General features: G+C 64.0%; 20 protein-coding genes. 14 read left to right on the plus strand and 6 right to left on the minus strand.

Annotation, left to right across the window (positions count from 1 at the left end; all coding sequences use genetic code 11):
• Position 1: 1 nt before the first annotated feature.
• On the minus strand, positions 2-985 hold the full coding sequence (locus AC1RQ5_RS05080) for an AraC family transcriptional regulator (RefSeq protein ID WP_493197383.1): 984 nt from the start codon (positions 983-985) through the stop codon (positions 2-4).
• A gap of 69 nt (positions 986-1,054) precedes the next feature.
• Here AC1RQ5_RS05080 and AC1RQ5_RS05085 point away from each other — a divergent pair, with 69 nt between their 5' ends.
• Positions 1,055-2,266: an MFS transporter gene (locus AC1RQ5_RS05085; protein WP_493197385.1), complete on the plus strand. Its 1,212-nt coding sequence runs from the start codon at positions 1,055-1,057 to the stop codon at positions 2,264-2,266.
• Between the two features lie 39 nt (positions 2,267-2,305).
• Here AC1RQ5_RS05085 and AC1RQ5_RS05090 read toward each other — a convergent pair whose 3' ends face one another.
• Positions 2,306-2,665 (minus strand): DUF1428 domain-containing protein, encoded by a 360-nt coding sequence (locus AC1RQ5_RS05090; protein WP_398482749.1) that lies wholly within the window; start codon positions 2,663-2,665, stop codon positions 2,306-2,308.
• 199 nt (positions 2,666-2,864) lie between these two features.
• Positions 2,865-3,572 carry a thiol:disulfide interchange protein TlpA gene (gene tlpA, locus AC1RQ5_RS05095; RefSeq protein ID WP_493197387.1) on the minus strand — a complete coding sequence of 236 codons (708 nt, stop codon included), beginning with the start codon at positions 3,570-3,572 and terminating at the stop codon, positions 2,865-2,867.
• A 104-nt stretch (positions 3,573-3,676) separates the two neighbouring features.
• On the opposite strand from tlpA, the gene argH reads away from it, so the two are divergent.
• The 4 genes from argH to AC1RQ5_RS05115 all read left to right on the plus strand — a co-directional run bounded on the left by argH (position 3,677) and on the right by AC1RQ5_RS05115 (position 9,682).
• A complete protein-coding gene (gene argH, locus AC1RQ5_RS05100) occupies positions 3,677-5,122 on the plus strand; it encodes an argininosuccinate lyase (RefSeq protein ID WP_493197389.1) in 1,446 nt (481 codons plus the stop codon).
• A 190-nt stretch (positions 5,123-5,312) separates the two neighbouring features.
• Positions 5,313-5,597: an LPS translocon maturation chaperone LptM gene (lptM, locus tag AC1RQ5_RS05105; protein ID WP_398482755.1), complete on the plus strand. Its 285-nt coding sequence runs from the start codon at positions 5,313-5,315 to the stop codon at positions 5,595-5,597.
• A gap of 6 nt (positions 5,598-5,603) precedes the next feature.
• Positions 5,604-6,869 (plus strand): diaminopimelate decarboxylase, encoded by a 1,266-nt coding sequence (gene lysA, locus AC1RQ5_RS05110; protein ID WP_493197391.1) that lies wholly within the window; start codon positions 5,604-5,606, stop codon positions 6,867-6,869.
• Between the two features lie 242 nt (positions 6,870-7,111).
• Complete coding sequence (locus tag AC1RQ5_RS05115) at positions 7,112-9,682, plus strand: TIGR02302 family protein (protein ID WP_493197393.1); 2,571 nt, start codon at positions 7,112-7,114, stop codon at positions 9,680-9,682.
• Positions 9,683-10,469: 787 nt separating this feature from the next.
• On the opposite strand, the gene recQ is transcribed toward AC1RQ5_RS05115, so the two are convergent.
• Positions 10,470-12,326 (minus strand): DNA helicase RecQ, encoded by a 1,857-nt coding sequence (gene recQ / locus AC1RQ5_RS05120; protein ID WP_493197395.1) that lies wholly within the window; start codon positions 12,324-12,326, stop codon positions 10,470-10,472.
• Positions 12,327-12,481: 155 nt separating this feature from the next.
• On the opposite strand from recQ, the gene AC1RQ5_RS05125 reads away from it, so the two are divergent.
• From AC1RQ5_RS05125 to AC1RQ5_RS05140, 4 genes are all read left to right on the plus strand, one after another.
• On the plus strand, positions 12,482-12,805 hold the full coding sequence (locus AC1RQ5_RS05125; protein ID WP_398483371.1) for a hypothetical protein: 324 nt from the start codon (positions 12,482-12,484) through the stop codon (positions 12,803-12,805).
• A gap of 285 nt (positions 12,806-13,090) precedes the next feature.
• Positions 13,091-13,435, plus strand: a complete 345-nt coding sequence (locus AC1RQ5_RS05130) for a RidA family protein (RefSeq protein WP_398483369.1) — start codon at positions 13,091-13,093, stop codon at positions 13,433-13,435.
• Between the two features lie 3 nt (positions 13,436-13,438).
• On the plus strand, positions 13,439-14,254 hold the full coding sequence (locus tag AC1RQ5_RS05135) for a beta-keto acid cleavage family enzyme (protein ID WP_493197398.1): 816 nt from the start codon (positions 13,439-13,441) through the stop codon (positions 14,252-14,254).
• Positions 14,255-14,377: 123 nt separating this feature from the next.
• The gene (locus AC1RQ5_RS05140) at positions 14,378-14,983 is read left to right on the plus strand and encodes an NUDIX hydrolase (protein ID WP_398483365.1); all 606 of its coding nucleotides are present in this window, start codon (positions 14,378-14,380) and stop codon (positions 14,981-14,983) included.
• A gap of 87 nt (positions 14,984-15,070) precedes the next feature.
• On the opposite strand, the gene AC1RQ5_RS05145 is transcribed toward AC1RQ5_RS05140, so the two are convergent.
• Positions 15,071-16,153: a methyl-accepting chemotaxis protein gene (locus tag AC1RQ5_RS05145; protein ID WP_493197400.1), complete on the minus strand. Its 1,083-nt coding sequence runs from the start codon at positions 16,151-16,153 to the stop codon at positions 15,071-15,073.
• Between the two features lie 92 nt (positions 16,154-16,245).
• Positions 16,246-16,641 carry a response regulator gene (locus AC1RQ5_RS05150; RefSeq protein WP_398483361.1) on the minus strand — a complete coding sequence of 132 codons (396 nt, stop codon included), beginning with the start codon at positions 16,639-16,641 and terminating at the stop codon, positions 16,246-16,248.
• 165 nt (positions 16,642-16,806) lie between these two features.
• On the opposite strand from AC1RQ5_RS05150, the gene AC1RQ5_RS05155 reads away from it, so the two are divergent.
• The 5 genes from AC1RQ5_RS05155 (at position 16,807) to AC1RQ5_RS05175 (ending at position 21,178) form a co-directional block, all read left to right on the plus strand.
• The gene (locus AC1RQ5_RS05155) at positions 16,807-17,223 is read left to right on the plus strand and encodes a hypothetical protein (protein WP_493197403.1); all 417 of its coding nucleotides are present in this window, start codon (positions 16,807-16,809) and stop codon (positions 17,221-17,223) included.
• A 106-nt stretch (positions 17,224-17,329) separates the two neighbouring features.
• Complete coding sequence (locus AC1RQ5_RS05160; protein WP_398483357.1) at positions 17,330-17,536, plus strand: hypothetical protein; 207 nt, start codon at positions 17,330-17,332, stop codon at positions 17,534-17,536.
• Between the two features lie 112 nt (positions 17,537-17,648).
• The gene (gene htpG, locus AC1RQ5_RS05165) at positions 17,649-19,517 is read left to right on the plus strand and encodes a molecular chaperone HtpG (RefSeq protein WP_493197405.1); all 1,869 of its coding nucleotides are present in this window, start codon (positions 17,649-17,651) and stop codon (positions 19,515-19,517) included.
• 102 nt (positions 19,518-19,619) lie between these two features.
• Complete coding sequence (locus AC1RQ5_RS05170; protein ID WP_398483353.1) at positions 19,620-19,841, plus strand: hypothetical protein; 222 nt, start codon at positions 19,620-19,622, stop codon at positions 19,839-19,841.
• 131 nt (positions 19,842-19,972) lie between these two features.
• Positions 19,973-21,178, plus strand: a complete 1,206-nt coding sequence (locus AC1RQ5_RS05175) for an ABC transporter substrate-binding protein (protein WP_493197407.1) — start codon at positions 19,973-19,975, stop codon at positions 21,176-21,178.
• Positions 21,179-21,227 lie beyond the last annotated feature (49 nt).

Genomic DNA, 21,227 nt, shown 5'->3' on the forward strand with positions numbered 1-21,227 from the left:
CTTACGAAGCCGCTCTTTCGCCATCGGGTGAAGCAACCGCCGCTGTCGCACGAAATTGGCTGGGTGGCGCGCCAATGATGCGCTTGAATGCACGACTGAACGCTGCTTCCGATTCATAGCCCAACCGGCGTGCGACCACCGCGATCTTCAGCCGATCGCGCACCAGCCATTGCTTGGCTTCCTGCATCCGCAATTGCGTCACGTAACGCGCCGGCGTCTGGCCCACCACTTGCGCAAACCGCAGCGCAAAGGCCGAACGCGACGCATGCATGACCTCCGCCAGCGCTTCGACGCTCCAGTCCCGTGTGGGATCGCGATGGATCGCGGCCAGGACCCGGCCGATACCGGGATCGCGCGCGGCGGCGACCCAGCCCGCGGAGCCGCAGCCCTTCTCCACCCAGTTGCGAATCAGCGCAGCAGCAATGACATCGGCCAGCCGGGTCAGCATGCCGCCGGCACCGACGCGGTCCAGCGCCAGCTCCGCTGTCATCGCCTCTAGCAAATGGGGAATGGCCGGTTCGTCGGTGGCGAGTTCGTGCATCTGCATCAGCTCGGGCATCATCAGAAGCAGCGGATGCTGGCTGTCGAGATTGAAGCTCATGCCGGCGCCGAACAGCACGGTCTCTCTGTCCGCGCCATTGCCGCCGACGCATGTATCGAGAATACCGCAGCAGACCGGCTCGAACTGGCAGTTCGCCACCGGGGCAGGAAAGGCATCGGGTGAACTCGCCAGCGCGTGTTCGGCGCCGCGCGGCAGCAGCACCGCGCCACCTTCCTCAAGGCGCGTCCAGGGCTTGTCCGGCGTCCGCAGCCAGCAGCCTTGTCCCGCAATGAAGTGGAACTGCGCCCTTGGCTGGGCCGGAAATGTCAGGCCCCACGGGGCCGTCATCCGGCAGCGCTTGTAGTCAACGCCCTCGAGCTTCAGGCCGCGCAGCATCTCTGTCAGCGGGTGCGTCACGGCATCTCTGGACGAATGGTCAAGCATTGCGGTGTTTCTAACATGGAAACTCCAGCAGGTCACGGCCATCTCCGGGTTCCACCCTGGAGACTGCCCATGACTGATTCTGCGACCACCGCGCTTGACGCCGATATCCCGCCCCTCACGACCGAGCGCGCGACGCCGGCCTGGGCAGCTGTCTTTTCGCTGATGCTCGGTGCTTTCAGCCAGGTCACCGCGGAGTTCCTGCCGGCCAGCCTGCTCACGCCGATCGCCATCGATCTCGGCGTCTCCGTCGGCACGGCCGGTCAGGTGGTCACGGCGACATCGCTGATCGGTATCGTCGCCGGAGTCGCGGTGACCATCGTGACACGGGCCTTGGATCGTCGCCTCGTCCTGTGGCTGCTGACGACGCTGTTGATCGTGTCCAACCTGCTGTCGGCAACTGCAAACAGCCTGCCGGTCCTGCTGTTTGCACGCGTGCTGCTCGGCATCAGCCTCAGCGGCTTCTGGGCGATGGCGACGGCCACTGCCATGCGGCTCGTGCCGGCGGAGGCGCTGCCGCGCGCGATCTCGCTGATCTTCAGCGGCGTCTCCATCGCCACCGTCAGCGCCGCACCGATCGGCGCCTATCTCGGCGATCTCTGGGGCTGGCGCAACGTGTTCATGCTGGCGGCCGTCGTCAGTGTCGTCGTGCTGGTGTTTCAGATGCTGACATTGCCGCGCCTGCCGCCGCTGACGTCACCGGATGTGCGCACGCTGCTCGTGCTGTTGCGCCGGCCGAGCGTGCGGCTGGTGATGATCGCCGTTGCGCTCAGCATTTCCGGCCATTTTGCCGGCTTCACCTATGTCCGGCATTTTCTCGAACAGGTGCCGCATCTGCCGGTCACTGCGATCTCGCTGGTCCTGCTGGCCTTTGGCGTCGGCGGCTTCATCGGCAATTTCGTCGGCGGTGCGCTGGTCGCGCGCAGTGTGAAAGGCGCCATCATCGCCGGCTCTGCGGCCATCGCCGCGCTGGCGCTGGTATTGTTCGTGGCCGGCAGTTCGGGTGTTGTCGCGGGGATCGCAGTCGGCCTCTGGGGATTTGCTTTCGGTGCGTTGCCGGTGGGCTTCCAGACATGGATGGTGCGGGTCGCGTCGGATGAAGCGGAATCCGCCGGTGGCCTCCTGGTCTCCGCATTCCAGATCGCGATCACGCTGGGCGCGGTGATCGGCGGCATTCTGGTGGATGGTTTCGGCCCGTTCGGTGCCATCGGCTATCTCGCGGCGGCGACACTGGCCGGTGCACTGCTGGTGTCGCTGTCGCGCAATGGCGTGGCAAAGGCGTGATGTGATTTAGCCGATCCGGCTGACGCCGGATCGGCGCCTTCACATATCCACGATCGTCTTGAACCCGCCAAAGATCATGCGCTTGCCGTCAAATGGCATCGCGCCCGGCGTCATCATCTTTGCCAGTCGGGGATCCGCCATCACCTTCTTGTTGATGCGATCGCGATCCCGCCGGGACTTGTAGAGGATATAGGCGAAGATCACCGTCTCGTCGGGTTTCTGCTTCACCGCACGTGGAAACGACGTCACTTTGCCGACCTGCACATCGTCGGCGACGGCTTCGCGATAGTCGAGCGCGCCGAATTCGCGCCAGATCTTGCCGGCCTTGCGCGAAATCTTGCGATAGGCGTCGATATTCTTCTTCGGCACCGCAATGATAAATCCGTCGATATAGGGCATCGCTGATCCTCTCCTGACATGTCGCATCTTCAAGACGAATGCGTGCGCATTGGTCCGACAGTCGATGGAAAGAAGAAACGGCGACGAGGTGTCGCAGGGGCCCGGCCGTAGGGCGGATAAGCCGAAGATGTCATCCGCCGGCCGACTTGATGGTGGAAGCTCCGCGGCGGATGACGCTTCGGCTCATCCGCCCTACGGCTCAGAGCCCCGCTGCCTTTGGCGTCACCGTCGCCTTGATCAGCTTCACGGCATCTTCGCTGGCCCATTCGGCCGGCCCGGCAATCGTCGCGATCTCGCAGCCTTTGGCGTCGATCAGCACTGAAGTCGGCATGCCCAAGGCACGGCCGACGCCCTTCAGCTCCTGAAACACTTTTGCCGATGCATCGGTGAAGTAGTCGAGCCGGGTCAGGTTGCCGTCCTTCAGGAAAGCCTTCGGCTTCTCCGCATCACGGGTGTCGATATTGATCGCCACCACCTGGAAATCGGAGCCGCCGAGTTTCTGCTCGAGCTCGTTCAGCGCCGGCATTTCCTTGCGACAGGGCACGCACCACGTGGCCCACAGATTCAGCAGCACCGTGCGGCCGCGCCAGTTCGAGAGTTTTGTCGGCTGGCCCTCGGCATCCTTGAATTCGAGATCGGGCAGTTTCAGCGGCGTCTTGGCGATGGTCAGCCCGGCCACCTCGCCGCGCACCAGCGGCTCCAGCCGCTTGGCGGTCTCCACCGCCGGGAAACAGGTCGGATCGCCGGGCTTGCCGCGCCAGAGGTCGTCGATCCGCGCCACCACGGCATAGCCGATGATCACGCCCACCAGCACCGCGCCGAGCACGATCACGCGGCGTTTGCTGGGACGGGGGGCGGAGGAGGCGGGCGTCTGGTCAGGCGCCTGGGGGGGCTTGGGGTCTGTCATTCAGTCTCGGTTATGGCTATGCAGGGGCGCAAATGACATGCGGCAGATCGCGCGCGATCACCCGGTCCGATTGGGCCGGCCCGCAACAGGATGAGTGATAATTCATGGCTTCAGGCAAGGGCGGCAAGTCCAACAGCAAGGCGTCCAGCAAATCGTCCACCAGCAACAAGATGTGGGGCGGATTGTTCTCCGACAGCCCCGACGCGATCATGGAGGAAATCAACGTCTCCATCGACGTCGATCGCGCTTTGTATGCCCAGGATATTACCGCTTCCAAGGCCCACGCGGCGATGCTCGCCAAACAGGGCATCATCACGGCGAAGGATGCGAAAGATATCGCGGCGGGTCTAGACACGATCCTGTCAGAGATCACCGCCGGCAAATTCACCTTCAAGCGCGCCCTCGAAGACATCCATATGAATGTCGAGAGCCGGCTCGGCGAGCTGATCGGCCCCGCCTCCGGCCGCCTGCACACCGCGCGTTCGCGCAACGATCAGGTCGCGACGGATTTCCGCCTGTTCGTGCGCGACACCATTGACGAGCTGGACAGCGCGTTCGCCGCCCTCCAGCAGGCGCTGGTCGATCGCGCGCTGGAACATGCGGACACAGTAATGCCCGGCTTCACCCATCTGCAGACGGCGCAGCCGGTGACCTTCGGCCACCATCTGCTGGCTTATGTGGAAATGGTGGCGCGCGATCGCGGCCGGTTTGCCGATGCGCGCAAACGCCTCAATGAAAGCCCGCTGGGCGCGGCCGCGCTCGCCGGCACCTCGTTCCCGATCGATCGCCACGCCACCGCCAAGGCGCTCGGTTTCGACCGGCCGATGAACAATTCGCTGGATGCCGTGTCGGATCGCGATTTCGTGCTGGAGACGCTGTCGGCAGCCTCGATTGCCGCCGTGCATCTGTCGCGCTTCGCCGAGGAGATCGTGATCTGGACCTCGCCGCTGGTCGGTCTGGTCCGTCTGTCGGACAAGTTCACCACCGGCTCCTCGATCATGCCGCAGAAGCGCAACCCGGACGCTGCCGAACTGGTGCGCGCCAAGACCGGCCGCGTCATCGGTTCCCTCACCGGCCTGCTGATCGTCATGAAGGGTCTGCCGCTGGCCTATCAAAAGGACATGCAGGAAGACAAAGCCGGCGCCATGGAGGCCTATACGGCGCTGTCGCTGTCGATCCGCGCCATTGCCGGCATGGTCCGCGACCTCGTGCCGAACGAGGCCGCCATGAAGGCGGCGGCGGGCGAGGGCTATGCCACCGCCACCGACCTCGCCGACTGGCTGGTGCGCACGCTGAAGATGCCGTTCCGCGACGCCCATCACGTCACCGGCCGCATCGTCGGCATCGCCACCAAGAAGGGCGTTGCCCTGCATGAGCTCGATCTGGCCGAGATGCAGGCGGTCGAACCGAAGATCACCAATGAGGTGATGAAGGTCCTGTCGGTGGAATCCTCGGTGAAGAGCCGCGTCAGCTATGGCGGCACCGCGCCAAAGAATGTGACCGCGCAGGCCAGGGCCTGGCTCAAGCGTCTGGAAAAAGAGGGGAAATAGCCTCTGTCGTCCCCGCGTAGGCGGGGACCCATACCCTCCGAGCCCGCAGCCCGCATCGACGCCCGGGCGGATCTGCCTTTTTCCCTTCACTTCTTGAGGTTATGGGTCCCCGCCTGCGCGGGGACGACGTGAGCCTCTCGCCTTAGTCAGCCATTCTTTGTATGGTGCCCGCGCATTTGGGGATTCCGCTGTGACACGATCGACCCGCCCGGCACGTGCGCCTCGCGCATCTTGGGCTCTTCTTGTTCTGACTGCCGCCGCACTGGCGCTCGGCGCCTGTGGCCGCAAGGGCGGCCTCGACCTGCCGCCGCAGGCTGCAGCGACGCCGATGGGCACGGCGGCGCCCGCGAGTGATCCCGATGCCAATTCGGCGGCAGCCAAGGGCAGCGCCATGACCTCGTCCAACGAGCCGGACGAAGTGCGGGCCGCGCGCGGCCGCAAGCGATCGTTCTTCCTCGACCCGATCCTGGACTAGGACGTCATGCGCCATTTTGACTATCAGAACGGCGTGCTTCACGCCGAGGGCGTCGATATTGCCGCAATGGCCGAGGCCGTCGGCACCCCGTTCTATTGCTATTCCACCGCCACGCTGGAGCGGCACTACAAAGTGTTCGCGGATGCCTTTGCCGACACCAAGGCGCTGGTCTGCTACGCCATGAAGGCGAATTCCAATCAGTCGGTGCTGCGCACGTTGGCCAAGCTCGGCGCCGGTGCCGATGTCGTCTCCGGCGGCGAATTGAAGCGCGCCCGTGCGGCCGGCATTCCGGCCAGCAAGATTGTATTCTCCGGCGTCGGCAAGACCGAAGCCGAGCTGCGTTTGGCGCTCGACGAAGACATTCTCTGCCTCAATATCGAATCCGAGCCCGAGCTCGAAATGCTGTCGCAGCTCGCGACCGAGATGGGCCGCACCGCGCGCATCTCGATCCGCGTGAATCCCGATGTGGATTCCGGCACGCATGCCAAGATCTCGACCGGCAAGTCCGAGAACAAGTTCGGCATTCCGATCAGCAAGGCGCGCGAGGTTTATGCCCGCGCCGCAAAGCTGCCGGGCATCAAGGTCACCGGCGTCGATATGCATATCGGCAGCCAGATCACCGATCTGGCGCCGATGGAGCAGGCATTCCGCATTCTCGCCGATTTCGTCACCGTGCTGCGCAGTGATGGCCACGGCATCGATCACGTCGATTTCGGTGGTGGCCTCGGCATTCCCTATTATGAAGACCGTGCGGTGCCGCCGGAGCCATCGGCCTATGCCGCGATGGTGAAGCGCGTCACGCATAATCTCGGCGCCACGCTGATGTTCGAGCCCGGCCGCATGATCGTCGGCAATGCCGGCATTCTGGTCGCGCGCGTGATCCATGTGAAGCACGGCGACGGCAAGACCTTTGTGATCATCGACGCCGCGATGAACGACCTGATCCGCCCGACTCTGTACGAGGCCTATCACGAAATTTTGCCGGTGGCTGAAACAGCCCCCGGCGCGAAGCTCGCCGCCGTCGATGTGGTCGGCCCGGTCTGCGAGACCGGCGACTATCTGGCACTGGATCGCAAGCTGCCGGATCTGAAATCCGGCGACCTCATCGCCATCATGACCGCCGGCGCCTATGGCGCTGTGCAGGCCTGCACCTACAACACCCGCGCGCTGATACCGGAAGTGCTGGTGAAGGGCGACCAGTACGCCGTGGTGCGGCCGCGGATCGAGGTCGAGGAGCTGATCGCGATGGATAAGCCCGCGCCCTGGCTGTGAGCCGTAGCCGACCTCTGACTGTCGTCGCCCGGCTCGACCGGGCGATCCAGTGACTCGGACATTGCGGTGTCTACTGGGTCACCCGGTCAAGCCGGGTGACGACAGGCGGTAACGCCATCGTGACCCGCTGCCGGTTCCCCGTTGCCCCGGCCCCGCCTTTGCATGTGACTTCCCGCCCCATGGCCGATGCCTCATTGCCGCCGCCGTGCTAGGCTGAGTTTCGGTAACCGCGGAGATCGTCGTTGAGCGCCACGCCACCCGTCCGCCCAGACACCCCACCCGACGCGCAGACCACCGCGCAGCTTCAACTCGCGCAGGCACTCCAGCGAGCCCGCTGGTCGATCGGCTGGGAGCGTGCCTGGCCGTCGCTGGCCCGCATTCTGAGCGTCATTGGCCTGTTTCTCGTCGCCTCATGGGCCGGCCTCTGGCTCAATCTGTCGCCGATCCCCCGCAGCATCGGCCTCGCGCTGTTCGTCGTCGCGCTGATCGCGACGCTTTACCCTTTGATCCGCTTCCGCTGGCCCACCCGCGACGAAGGCCTGGCCCGGCTCGACCGCGGCTCGGGCATCCGCCATCGCCCGGCCACCGCGCTCACCGATACGCTGTCATCGCAGGACCCGCTCGCGCGTGCGCTGTGGCTGGCGCAGCGCGAGCGCACGCTGGCGTCATTGAAGCGCATCCGTGCCGGCCTGCCGTCACCGCGTTTGCCCTTGCATGATCCATGGGCGCTGCGCGCGCTGGTCGTCGTGCTGCTGGTCGCCACCTGGTTTGCCGCCGGTGGCGAGCGCGGCGCGCGTATCATGGCGGCGTTCGACTGGAAGGGCATCGTGACGCCGTCCAATGTCCGCGTCGATGCCTGGGTCAATCCGCCGCCTTATACGGCAAAGCCGCCGATCATCCTGTCCGCTGCCAACAAGGATGCCGCCGAAGCCACCGCGATGGCCGTGCCATCGGCCTCGACGCTGATCGTGCGCTCCAGCGGCGGCGCGCTCGATGTCGCGCTCACAGGCGGCGTCGCCGAAGTGGCGCCTGCAGGCGATGCGCCGGCCGGCACCAATGAGAAGCACTACACCATCACCGGCGACGGCACCGCGCAGGTGCGCGCGCCCGCCGGCCAGCCGGTGTGGAAGTTCACCTCCACCGGCGATCGCCCGCCGACCATCTCGCTGGCCAAGGATCCCGAGCGTCAGGCGCGCGGGTCGCTGCTGCTCGCCTACAAGCTCGAGGACGATTACGGCGTCACCGAAGCCCATGCGCAATTCGCCGCGAAGCCAGCCGACAGCAAGGTCAAGCCGCGTCCGCTGTTCGATCCGCCGTCCTTCTCGCTGGTGCTGCCCAATGCGCGCACCCGCAATGGCGTCGGTCAGACGGTGAAGGATCTCTCCGAGGATCCCTATGCCGGCGCCGACGTCACGCTGACCCTCACCGCCAAGGACGAGGCCGGCAATGAGGGCAAGAGCGACGCCATCGCCACGCGCCTGCCGGAACGGCTGTTCACCAAGCCGCTGCCGCGCGCGCTGATCGAGCAGCGCCGCAATCTCGCGCTGGACGCAAACTACAAGGACCAGGTCGTGTTCGCGCTGGATGCGCTGATGATCGCGCCCGAAGCCTTTACGCCGGATGCCGGCCAGTATCTCGGCCTGCGCAGCGTGCTCACCCAGGCGCAGCGCGCGCGCACCGACGCCGCCTTGAAAGAGGTCGTCGCCAGCCTGTGGTCGCTCGCCGTCACCATCGAGGACGGTGACATCACCGATGTGGACAAGGCGCTGAAGGCTGCGCAGGACGCGCTGAAGCAGGCGCTGGAGCGCGGTGCCAGCGACGAGGAGATCAAGAAGCTCACCGAGAATCTGCGTGCGGCGCTGGACAAGTTCCTCAAGCAGCTCGCCGAGCAGATGAAGCAGAATCCGCAACAGCTTGCGCGTCCGCTCGACAAGAACACAAAGGTGATGCGGCAGCAGGATCTCAATAACATGATCGAGCGCATGGAGCGGCTGTCGCGCTCCGGCGACAAGGATGCTGCCAAGCAGCTGCTCGAACAGATGCAGCAGATGCTGGAGAACCTGCAGATGGCGCAGCCCGGCCAGGGCGGCGACGACGAGATGCAGCAGTCGATGAACGAACTCGGCGACATGATCCGCAAGCAGCAGCAGCTTCGCGACAAGACCTTCAAGGAAGGCCAGGATCAGCGCGGCGAGCGCCGCCGCGGCAAGCAGGGCGACAAGAGCATGGGCGATCTGCAGCAGGATCAGCAGAACCTGCGCGAGCGCCTGAAGAAGCTGCAGGACCAGCTCGCCAAGCAGGGCATGGGGCAGGGCCAGAAGGGGCAGAAAGGCCAGGGCCAACAGGGCCAGGGTCAGCAGGGTCAGCAAGGCGAGCAGGGCCAGAACGGCGGCGATCAGGATGGTGACGGCGATGGCCTCGGTGATGCCGATGGCGCCATGGGCGATGCCGGCGGCCAGCTCGGCGACGGCGATGCCGATGGTGCCGTAGGCTCCCAGGGCCGCGCGCTCGAAGCCTTGCGCAAGGGGGCGCAGAGCCTCGCCCAGCAGATGCAGCAGGGCGAGGGCGAAGGCGGGCAGGATGGCCCCGGCAACAATCCCGGCCGCCAGCAGGGCGCCGCCCGCAACAGCGATCCGCTCGGCCGCCCGCTGCGTGGCCGCGATCTCGGCGACGATTTCTCGGTGAAGATCCCCGGCGAGATCGATGTCCAGCGCGTGCGACGGATTCTGGAAGAGCTGCGTCGGCGGTTGGGCGATACGACGCGCCCGCAGCTCGAGCTCGACTACATCGAGCGGCTGCTGAAGGATTATTGAGGCGATGAAGCCGTAGGATGGGTTGAGCGGCGGCCGAAGGCCGGCGCGACAACCCATCGGCGGAGTTTGCCGCGCGGTTCGGCCGATGGGTTTTCGCTCCGCTCAACCCATCCTACGGCTTCGAGATTCGTTCCATTTTTGTTCTTGACAAAATTCCCATAGCCACCATTATCCCTCCCGTCTCGTTCGCGAGGGGCGCTCTCATGAGGCGTCTTTTGGGCGGAACGTGGATGCGGCGCCTGCGGGCGGGAGGCTCACGCGGCCTCACGCACTCGGGTGGTCGAGGGTCACCGTCCGACCCCACTATGGGGGTCTGCCGCTAGAGCGCGGCTGGACGTGGTGCGGGCGAAGGCGGAGAAATCCGTCGGATGGCTCTCTTGCGAGAGAGCGCCCAGTACCCGGAAGAACGGTCCTTCGACTAGCAAGACGTCGCGGTGGCGCGCCGTAAGGCGTTGCGCGGCTCAGGTTTGCTGGCGATCCAGCAGGCAGGAGCAGCGTCCAGTCCCACCCAGTGCGCCTTGCGGCGTGCCACCTCCCCTCATGTCTCGAGGGGAGACCTGCTCACACCTCGGACGCCACCGGGCGCCGCGAGAACGAGAATGCTCGTTCGTAGGATGGGTTGAGCACAAGCGCGCAGCGCTGCAGCGATAACCCATCAGCGGAGCCAGCGGCAAACGACGGAAGGATGGGTTTTCGCGGAGTTTATCATCGGGCGCGCTTCGCGCGACCCGTTGGCTCAACCCATCCTAGGGCAGCGTGGCTACGCAGCTTGGAGGAGAAGACAACCTCACCCGTTCACGATCGCCAGAATATCCGCGCCGTAATGCTCCAGCTTCTTGTCACCGATCCCCGCGATTTCGCGCAGCTGGCTCAGCGTGGTCGGATGCTCGCTGGCGATGCCGTCGATGGTGGCGTCATGCAGCACCACATAGGCCGGCACATTGCGTTCGCGAGCAACACCGGCACGCCACGTGCGCAGGCGCGTGACGAGATCGGCATCCGCATTATTGCCGGCAGGCGTTGCCAGTTCGCCGCGCCGTGAATTCCTGCGCGGCGCACGCACGCGGCCGGTTTCCTCGCGGAACATCAGCTCGATCTCGCCCTTGAGCACGCCGCGCGCCTCTTCGGTGAGTTTCAGCGCATTGAAGTTCTCGGCATCGGCATAGAGAAAGCCGCGCGCCACCAGTTGGCGCATCACGGCGCGCCATTGCTTCTCGTTCAGTTCCGAGCCGATCGCAAACACCGATAGCTTGTCATGGCCGAACTGCTTCACCTTGTCGGTGAGCCGGCCGATCAGCACGTCGATCAGATGCATGGCGCCAAAGCGCTGCCCGGTGCGATAGGCGCAGGACAACAGTTTTTGCGCAGCGACCGAGCCGTTCCAGAGTTTGGGCGGCGAGACGCAGTTGTCGCAATTGCTGCATGTGGTGCCGGTGGTCTCCTCACCGAAATAACGCAGCAATCGCACGCGCCGGCAATCCACGGTCTCGGCGAGGCCGACCAGGGCATCTAGCTTGCCGATGGAGACGCGCTTGAACGCGTCAGAGCCCGTGGACTCATCGATCATGCGGCGCTGCTGCACGATGTCCTGCAGGCCATAGGCCATCCATGCCGTCGATGGCTTGCCGTCGCGGCCCGCGCGGCCGGTCTCCTGATAGTAAGCCTCGACACTCTTCGGCAGGTCGAGATGGCAGACGAAGCGCACGTCGGGCTTGTCGATGCCCATGCCGAAAGCCACGGTGGCAACGATGACCACGCCGTCCTCGTTGATGAAGCGGTCCTGATTGGTGGAGCGCGTGCGCGCATCGAGCCCGGCATGATAGGGCAGCGCGCGAATGCCGGCCTTGTTGAGCGCGATCGCGGTATCATCGACCTTGGCGCGCGACAGGCAATAGACCACGCCGGCATCGTTCGGATGGCGTTCGCTGATAAAGGCCTGCAATTGCTTCTGCGAACTCGTCTTGTCGACGATCTCGTATTTGATATTGGGCCGGTCGAATGAGGAGACGAAACGTGGTGCGTCCGTGAGCCCCAGCCGCTGCGCGATCTCCTCGCGGGTGAGATCATCGGCGGTGGCCGTCAGCGCGATGCGCGGAATCTGCGGAAAGCGCTCTGCGATGATCGACAGGCCGATATATTCAGGGCGGAAGTCATGCCCCCATTGCGAGACGCAATGCGCCTCGTCGATGGCGAACAGCGCGATATCGGCTTGTTCCAGCATCGCCAGGCAACGCGGATTCACGAGGCGTTCGGGTGCGACGTAAAGCAGATCGAGATCGCCGGCGAGCAATCGTCGCTCGACCTCGTTGGCTTCCTCCCACGACAGCGTGGAATTCAGCACCGCGGCATTGACGCCGAGTTCGAGCAGGCCTGCGACCTGATCACGCATCAAGGCGATCAGCGGCGATACCACGATGCCGCAGCCTTCGCGTAACAGGGATGGCAGCTGATAGCAGAGCGATTTACCGCCGCCGGTCGGCATCAGAACGAGGCAACTACCACCATCGGTGACGTGGCGGACGATCTGCTCCTGTTCGCCGCGGAAACCGGGCAGGCCGAACACCGCATGCAGTCGCGCCAGCGCATCGGCCCCGAGTGCATCGGGAGACACAGCAGATTTACGCGCGGGACCAGTAACGGACATGGGTGGTGGTCTATTCCTGATTCGTTGGAGCGTATATCGGGGAACAAGCCGGTTCGCCTTGATCACGCCGCTTTACCGCTGTGAATGCAAGTTCTATGACATGGAGACGCGCGAGCAGGCCAGCCGCGCCGCAACCGGGCAAATAGAAAAGCCGTATGCCATTCATTTTGCGCCTCTTTTCCTGGCTTCTCAATCGCAAGCCGCGACCGCGTGTCCGCTGGCAGGCCGCGAACGAGAATGCTGCGCGCAAAAATCGCCGGCGGTTTGGCAAAGGACCGAAGACGACCGTGCTCGCCCATGTAATCGCGCATCGACCGCCGGTCGAATTGCTCGGCCGTTTGCCTGCGGTGGAATTGTGGAATCTGTCCGATCCCAAGCGCGTGGCGCTGCTCTATCTGCAGCATGGTCGCCGTTTGCGCCTGCCGGCGCCGAAGGCGCTGATGGACGATGCGGTGAAACGCGCACGCGCCGCGGAGTAATTTTGGGGGGGGGGGACGGCATCACACGTGATCGCCAAACCGGCCTGCTGCCATCCTTCGAGACGCGGCCAAGAAGGCCGCTCCTCAGGATGAGGGCAGAGTATGGGCTCCCGTAGACGACCCTCATGGTGAGGAGCCCGCAAAGCGGGCGTCTCGAACCATGCAGGCCGGGCATTATCCCCATCGCGCAAGCCCACCCTCACGCAGTGACGTCGCTCTTGACGTCGGTTGCCTGAGCGGGAATGGTCGCGGCGTTTTTCTGCTCCAGCAATGAAAGAGCTCCGCATGATCAAGCGTCTCGGTCCCGGCAAGCGTCTCAGCCAGGCTTCCATCCACGGCAACACCGTCTATCTCGCCGGCCAGGTGCCAGATGACTACAGCGGCGACATCAAGGCGCAGACCAAGCAGGTGCTCGACAAGATCGATGCGCTGCTCAAGGAAGCCGGCACCGACAAGAACAACATTCTCAGCGCCACCGTCTGGCTGCCGAGCATCAATGATCGCGACGCGATGAACACGGTCTGGGATGCCTGGGTGCCCGAAGTCGGCCCGGCCCGCGCCTGCGTCGAATCGAAGCTCGCCGATCCGGCCATCCTGGTCGAGATCGCCGTCATCGCAGCGATTCCATAAGTCATGCGGCCCACAGCCATTGCGGTCGCTCCCAATGGTGGCCGCAAGGTCAAGGCGGATCACCCCGCCGTTCCGCTGACCCCAGCGGAACTGGCGGTGGTGGCCGTCCACTGCTTCGACGCCGGCGCGGCCATGATCCACGCCCATGTCCGCAATGCCGATGGCAGCCATCTGCTCGATGCCGATGCCTATCGCGCCGCCATTGCCGCCATCCGCAGCGCGCTCGGCGATCGGCTTGTCATCCAGATCACCTCCGAAGCGCTTGGCAAATATACGCCGGCACAACAGCGCGCGGTGGTGCAGGCCGTGAAACCGGAAGCCGCCTCGCTGGCGTTGCGCGAGCTGGTGCCGGATGCGAGCGAGGAAACGGCATTTTCCGATCTGCTCGGCTGGATGAAGCGCGAAAGCGTGGTGCCGCAGATCATTCTCTATGACGTCAATGATGCGATCCGGCTGGCCCAACTACAGAAGCGCGGCCTGATCCCGTTCGAGCGCGTGCCAGTGTTGTATGTACTCGGCCGCTACACTGCTGGGCAGGTATCGAGCCCGTCGGATCTGCTGCCATTCCTGGCGCCCGACGCACCAAAATTCGCCCATTGGAGCGTCTGTGCTTTCGGTGCGCAGGAGACGGCGTGCGTCACGGCGGGCGCACTGCTCGGCGGCCACATCCGGGTCGGCTTCGAGAACAATGAGCTGTTGCCGGACGGTGCGCGCGCCAGGGGCAATCAGGACCTGGTTGCCGCGGCACATAGCGCGATTGCGGCGGTGGGGCTGACGGCGGCCACTGCAGACGGGTTGCGTGCCGCCACCACGGACTAATCTGCCTGGCGGATTCTGTGACATGTGTATGACGGTTCTGCTGGCCCCGGTTGCATCCCGCCCTGCATTCACCGCGTGTCACAGATTGGTTGTATTCGCCGGCAATCCGGTTATGTGAGCATCATGGCACGCGATATCGTGATGGCTGCAGGAGGCATCGTCGTGCGGCGTGGAGCCACGCCGCTGTTCGCGGTCGTGTGCATGCGCAAGCGCGGCGACTGGGTGCTGCCGAAAGGCAAGCTCGACGACGGCGAGACGCCGCTCGATGCCGCCCGGCGCGAGGTGCTGGAAGAGACCGGCCATTCCGCATCCGTGCAGCAATATCTGGGGACGCTGGCCTATCCGCTCGGCGAGCGCACCAAGGTCGTGCATTTCTGGCACATGGAAGCCGATAGCCGGCCGCCGCAGCGCCTCATGAAGGACATCGCCGAAGTCGCCTGGCTGCCGCTCGATCAGGCCTTGAAGCGGCTGACGCGGCATCACGAACATGCGTTCCTCGCTCAGGTCGGGCCGATGGCGCTGGCGACGACGCAGGAGGCTGCGGCCTTCACCGAAACGCCGCAGATCATCGAGCCTGACATGGCGCCCGTGGTGCCAGACGAAACGTTCGAGCCGATAGAGCCTGCAGGCTGGTTCGCGAAGTTGCGGCGCTTGTTCGGGCTGTCATCCAAACGCTCCCCTCACCCGCCGCGCTTCGCGCGACGACCTCTCCCCGGTGGGGAGAGGTGAAGGTCCCCTCGCATTGACGCTCGGATCACCTCTCCCCGCCGGGGAGAGGTCGGATTGCGTAGCAATCCGGGTGAGGGGGGCGCTTCTTCAGCTCCCGCGAATGATCACGCCATACCAGCCGAGACCTTTGTAGGTCTCGTAGCCGGGCGTGGCATGGAAGGCGATGAGGCTGCCCGAGCGATCCTGATAGAAGCCGTTGCTGCGGCCGTTCTGGGTCAGTGTGATACGCTCGCTCAGCAGCCCCTGTCCGTCGGAGGAGGCGATGATCCGCAGGTTGGAATCCACCAGCAGCACGCGGGTCTTGTCGTCATCGACGCGAACGCCCTCGACGATGGCGCGGGCCTGCGCTTCCCAATCGAAATGAATGGCCAGCACGCCGATGGCGCGGCCATTGGCCTTGCCGCCCTCGCGCACGCTGGCGCAATAGGTCGCGACCTGCGCATTGCCGAGCGCTGGCTGGCGTTCCACATCACCGGCGACATAGTCGTCGCCCGTGCGCAGGATACGCGCATCGCGAAACCACGACGTGCCGGCTATGTTCTGGCCGCGCACCGCATAGCGGTCGCCACGGCCGGTGGCGATGATATTGCCCTGCATGTCGCACAGCCACAGATCGAGATAGACAGTGTAGGCGCCAAGGATCACCGCGAGGCGTTCCGATACATGGGCAATCGTCGCCTCATCGGGATGGGCTGCGGCATCGACCACGGCGGAGTCGGTTGCCCACCAGCGCACATCGCAGGTGCGCTCATAGAGATTGCGGTCGATCAGCTCGATGGCATTGAGGGCGAGATCGACCATGCGTTCGCCGCGGGAGCGGTCGGTCATCTTCTCGATGGAGGACATCAGGCTGCCGGTGCGCGCGGTGAGCTGTGATTCCAGATCGCGCGCGATGGCCTCGACCTGTTGGCCGACATTGCGCACTTCCTGCGCCACCACCGCAAAGCCCGCGCCCTGCGCGCCGGCGCGCGAGCTTTCGATCAGCGCGTTCAGCGCCAGCATCTTCATCTGGTTGGTGATGTGCTGGATCGCCCTGGTCTTCTCGCAAGCGATCTCGTTGACCTCGCCGGTCAGGCGCGCGATGAGCGCGGAGATATCGGCGACATCCTCGTTCTCGCCAGTTGCTGCGGGCGCCGCCGAATGAGCGGTGCGGTTCATCGCCAAAACCATGGTCGCGTCCTCGTTGACAGCAATCAAGTACCTTTAGTTTTCGCCGATTATGCTTAATGGCCCCTTAATTTCCGTCTCGCGGACCGAACGCTCTATGCGGCAGGCACGACCGGGACCAGGCAGTTTTCGATGACAGTCAGCAGGTCCCGCGGTTTGAACGGCTTGCGGATGCAGCGCGTCGCACCGAGCGCGAGCGCCATGCGCAGGAAATCCGGTGCCGGCGAATGGCTCTCGGCAAAGGCGTAACCGGACAGCGCGATCAGCGGCACATCCGGGGCCTCGCCGTGAAACAGCCGAACGGACTCGAAGCCGTCCATATGCGGCATGAAGATATCGACGATGAGCAGATCGAAGGGGCAAACGTGGAGTTTCTCCAGCGCGTCGGCAGCACCGGCGGCGATGACCACGACATGGCCCCGCTGGGCCAGCCAGAATTGCACCGAGCGCGAGATCAACACGTCGTCATCGATCATGAGAATGCGCGACATCTCCAAGGCTCCCCAGCCCGACCGGTACGGGGGGCGGCTGGCCACCGCCTTCTGTCGCCGGCATCGACGCGAATCGAATGCCGAGGGTGACGGCAAGCCGACTGCGTGTCTGTGCAAGTTTGCACATATTAAAGTTGTATTAACCATAAATATCGCTAGATACGCGTGGCCGGCGGAAAACAATGGGATATCAACCCCATGCAGGTAGTCAGGTCGCATCACCACCACGACCGGATGACGGCTGCCATGCCCGTGATTGACGCTCACATCGACGACCGCACCAGCGATGCCAATCAGGATCCGTTGGGCGCCACCACGTCCGAATTGTCCGAGGAACTGATCTTCCTGATCGCCTCGGCGGCGACGGATGATCAGCGCAAACGCGCCACCGAACTGTTTCGTTACTTCAGCCGCAAGCTGGAAGACGAAGCCTATCGGCGCGGCCAGGATAGCGTCGCGCCGCGTCAATTGCCGGCGCCCGCGATGCCGCTCGCGCTGGAAGCACCGACCATTCAGCCGACCGAACAGGCTTCCGACGAAGTGCAGGTCAGCTTGATTCCGCAGGTGCGCTGGCTGCGCTGAGCTACGGAACGACGCGAGCCCGTGCGTTAGCCATTCGCTTAACCATTCGCTGGCCAAATGTGCCTCTGTGATTCGTGAGTGTCCCTTCGTGCAGAGTGGTCGTCCAGTGAGCGTAGTCATTCCTTTTCCGAAGCGTACGGCCCCTGTGATCGACATGGCCGATGAGTGCGACATCGATATCTTCACCGCCGTCGATCTGGCGATCCGCGACCTCCGCGAGATTTCCGAAATCGCCAATGAAGTTGGTCGTGCGCGCGCCCGCGAATGCCTGGCGATGCTTGAAAACGCCTATGCGGTGGCTCTGGAAGCCTGAGCCCGACATCACTAGTTAAGGGGAAGCGTGGAGCCGTGGTTGTGGCCATGGACTCCGCAAAATCGCGTCGTTATATGCGGCGCATTCCCCTTTATCGTGATCAGGCTCATTCATGACGACCACCGACACCGCTGCACCCGTTTCCCAGCCGTTTCAGGCCGAAGTCGCCGAATTGCTGAACCTGATGGTTCACTCGGTCTATTCCGAGACCGACATCTTTCTGCGCGAACTGGTCTCCAATGCGTCGGACGCTTGCGACAAGCTCCGCTATGAGGCCATCGCCAATCCGCAGCTGGTGCCCGACGGCCAGACGCAAAACATCACCATCATTCCTGACAAGGAAGCGAACACGCTCACCATCGTCGATACCGGTATCGGCATGGATCGTCAGGAACTGATCGACAATCTCGGCACCATCGCCAAGTCCGGCACCAAGTCGTTCCTGTCGCGCCTGACCGAAGCCAAGGACGGCGCCGGCCTGATCGGCCAGTTCGGTGTCGGTTTCTATGCCGCTTTCATGGTGGCTGAGAAGATCATCGTCACCTCGCGCCGCGCCGGCACCCATGATGCCTTCACCTGGACCTCGACGGGCGGTGCCGGTTTCGAGATCGCGCAGCTCAATGACGGCATGAGCGTGCCCGCCGGCACCTCGATCGAGTTGCAGCTCAAGGACGACGCCAAGAAGTATCTCGAAAGCTGGGAGATCGAGCGGATCGTCACGTCCTATTCGGACAACATCCAGTTTCCGATCCTGCTCAAGGACGGCGATGGCGAGCCGAAGCAGATCAACTCGGCCAGCGCGCTGTGGCAGCGCTCCAAGTCGGAGCTGACGTCGGAGGACTACAGCAAGGCCTACAAGTCGATCGCCAATGCCTATGACGAGCCGGCGATGACGGTGCATTACCGCGCCGAAGGCCGCTATTCTTATGCCGTGCTGCTGTTCGCCCCGGAGTCGAAGCCGTTCGACCTGTTCGAGCCCGAGCGCAAGGGCCGCGTGAAGCTCTATGTGCGGCGCGTGTTCATCACCGACGATGCGGATCTCTTGCCGTCCTATCTGCGCTTCATTCGCGGCGTCATCGATGCCGAGGACCTGCCACTGAACCTGTCGCGCGAGATGCTGCAGAACAATCCACAACTCGCCCAGATCAAGAAGGCGGTAGCGACGCGGGTGATCGGCGAATTCGAGACGCTGGCTGAAAAGGACGCCGAGACCTTCACGAAAATCTGGGACGCGTTCGGCCCGGTGCTGAAGGAAGGCATCTATGAGGATTTCGAGCGCCGCGAGAAGCTGCTCGCACTGTCGCGTTTCACGACCACCTCTGGCGAGAAGCGGACGCTGAAGCAGTATGTGGCTGACCTCAAGCCGAACCAGACCGAGATCTATTATCTCGCCGGTGACAGCCTCGATCGTCTCAAGTCGAATCCGAAGCTGGAAGCGGCGAAGTCGCGCGGCATCGAAGTGCTGCTGCTGTCGGACGCGGTGGATGCGTTCTGGACCTCGGCGCCGCTGGAATTTGACGGCAAGCCGCTGAAGTCGCTGAGCCAGGGCGAGATCAATCTCGACCTGATCCCGGAGGTCGAGGCCGACAAGGACGAACCAAAGCCGGATGCGGCCGATGAAGCCTCGACCATCGCCGTGATCAAGGAGGCGCTCGGCGAGCGCGTCTCCGACGTCAAGGCCTCGACGCGCCTTACCAGCTCGGCCTCGTGTCTCGTCGCCGGTGGCCGTGGCCCGGATCGCGAGCTCGAGCGCATGCTGGCGATGCAGAACCGTGGCAGCGCCACCAAGCCGATCCTTGAAATCAATCTGCGCCATCCGCTGGTGACGAAGATCGCCGGTGCCGACAAGGCAGTGGGCGGCGAGGCGGCTGATATCGCGTTCCTGCTGCTGGAGCAGGCGCAGATCCTTGACGGTGAACTGCCGGAAGATCCGGCTGCGTTTGCGACGCGGCTTAATCGGCTGGTGCTGCGCGGGCTGTAACGCTTCTGTAGGGTGGGCAAAGGCGCAGCCGTGCCCACCATTCGCGCGTGAGAATAGATTGGTGGGCACGCTTCGCTTTGCCCACACTACAAGGACATTTCCATGAGCGCTGTCTTCGAAAAGCTGATCGCCAAATACGCCGAGCGCGGGGATTTCGAGCGCCTGAAGCAATATCAGGCCGACCGCGTCGCCTGGATCGAAAGCATCCGCAACGGCACCTATGAGAAGATGCATCTGGTCGAGGACAATGACCCGGTACCGTTGATTGCTGAAATCGAGCGCGAACTCGCCTGCATCGCGGCAGCATTGAAGAAACAGCACTGACCACGGATACCCGGCCGGCCGCTGCGTTAAATGACACTTCGGTGATTGCGCCGCATCATCCGAAAGTCACACTCGCCAGTTGCAAACATCTCCCATAGTGTGCGGCCCATAAAAAATATTGGGAGGCACTTATGAAACTTGGGCTGACGTCCGCTGCCGCGCTTTGCGGCCTTTTCCTTGCCACGTCCACGCTGACCCCCGCTGCGGCGCAGGGTGTGAAGATCGGCATCCTCAACGACCAGTCCGGCGTCTATGCCGATTACGGCGGCAAGTGGTCGCTCGAAGCCGCCAGGATGGCGGTGGAAGACTTTGGCGGCGAAGTGCTGGGCGGCAAGGTCGAACTGGTCACCGCCGATCACCAGAACAAGCCGGACCTGGCTGCTGCCATCGCGCGCCGCTGGTACGATGTCGAGAATGTCGACATGATCACCGAATTGACCACCTCCTCGGTGGCGCTGGCGGTGCAGGAACTGTCCGCCCAGGCCAAGAAGATCGACATCGTGGTGGGGGCCGCGACCTCGCGTATCACCGGCGATGCCTGCACGCCCTATGGTTTCCACTGGTCGTTCGATACCCGCGCACTCGGCGTCGGCACCGGCGGTGCGCTGACAGAGACCGGCGGCGACACCTGGTTCTTCCTCACCGCCGACTATGCCTTCGGCTATTCGCTGGAGAAGGACACCGGCGATATCGTGAAGTCGAAGGGCGGCAAGGTGGTCGGCGCCGTGCGCCATCCGCTGAATTCGTCGGATTTCTCGTCGTTCCTGCTGCAGGCACAGGCCTCGAAGGCCAAGGTCATCGGCCTCGCCAATGCTGGCCTCGACACCACCAATGCGGTGAAGCAGGCGGCTGAATTCGGCATCGTCGCCGGTGGCCAGAAGCTCGCCGGCCTGCTGTTGACGCTGGCGGAAGTCCACGGCCTCGGTCTCAATGCAGCACAGGGCCTCGTGCTGACGGAGTCCTTCTATTGGGACCGCGACGACAAATCGCGCGAATTCGCCGAGCGCTTCTTCAAGCGCACCCAGCGCATGCCGAACATGATCCAGGCCGGCACCTATTCTGCCACGCTGTCCTATCTGAAAGCCGTGAAAGCAGCCGGTACCAAGGACTCGGACGCGGTCGTCAAGAAGCTGAAGGAGCTTCCGGTGGATGACGCCTTCGCCCAGGGCGGCAAGGTGCAGGCCAATGGCCGCCTGGTGAAGGATCTCTATCTGTTCGAGGTCAAGAAGCCGGCGGATTCCAAAAAGCCGTGGGATTACTACAAGCAGCTCGCAGTGGTGCCCGCAGCCGCAGCTTTCCCGATCGCCAAGGATAGCGGCTGCCCGTTGACGAAGTAGTCTTGCTTAACCTCTCCCCGCATGCGCGGGGAGAGGTCGCCGCGTCTTC

It is taken from the genome of Tardiphaga sp. GW821-FHT12E02 (assembly GCF_058807155.1).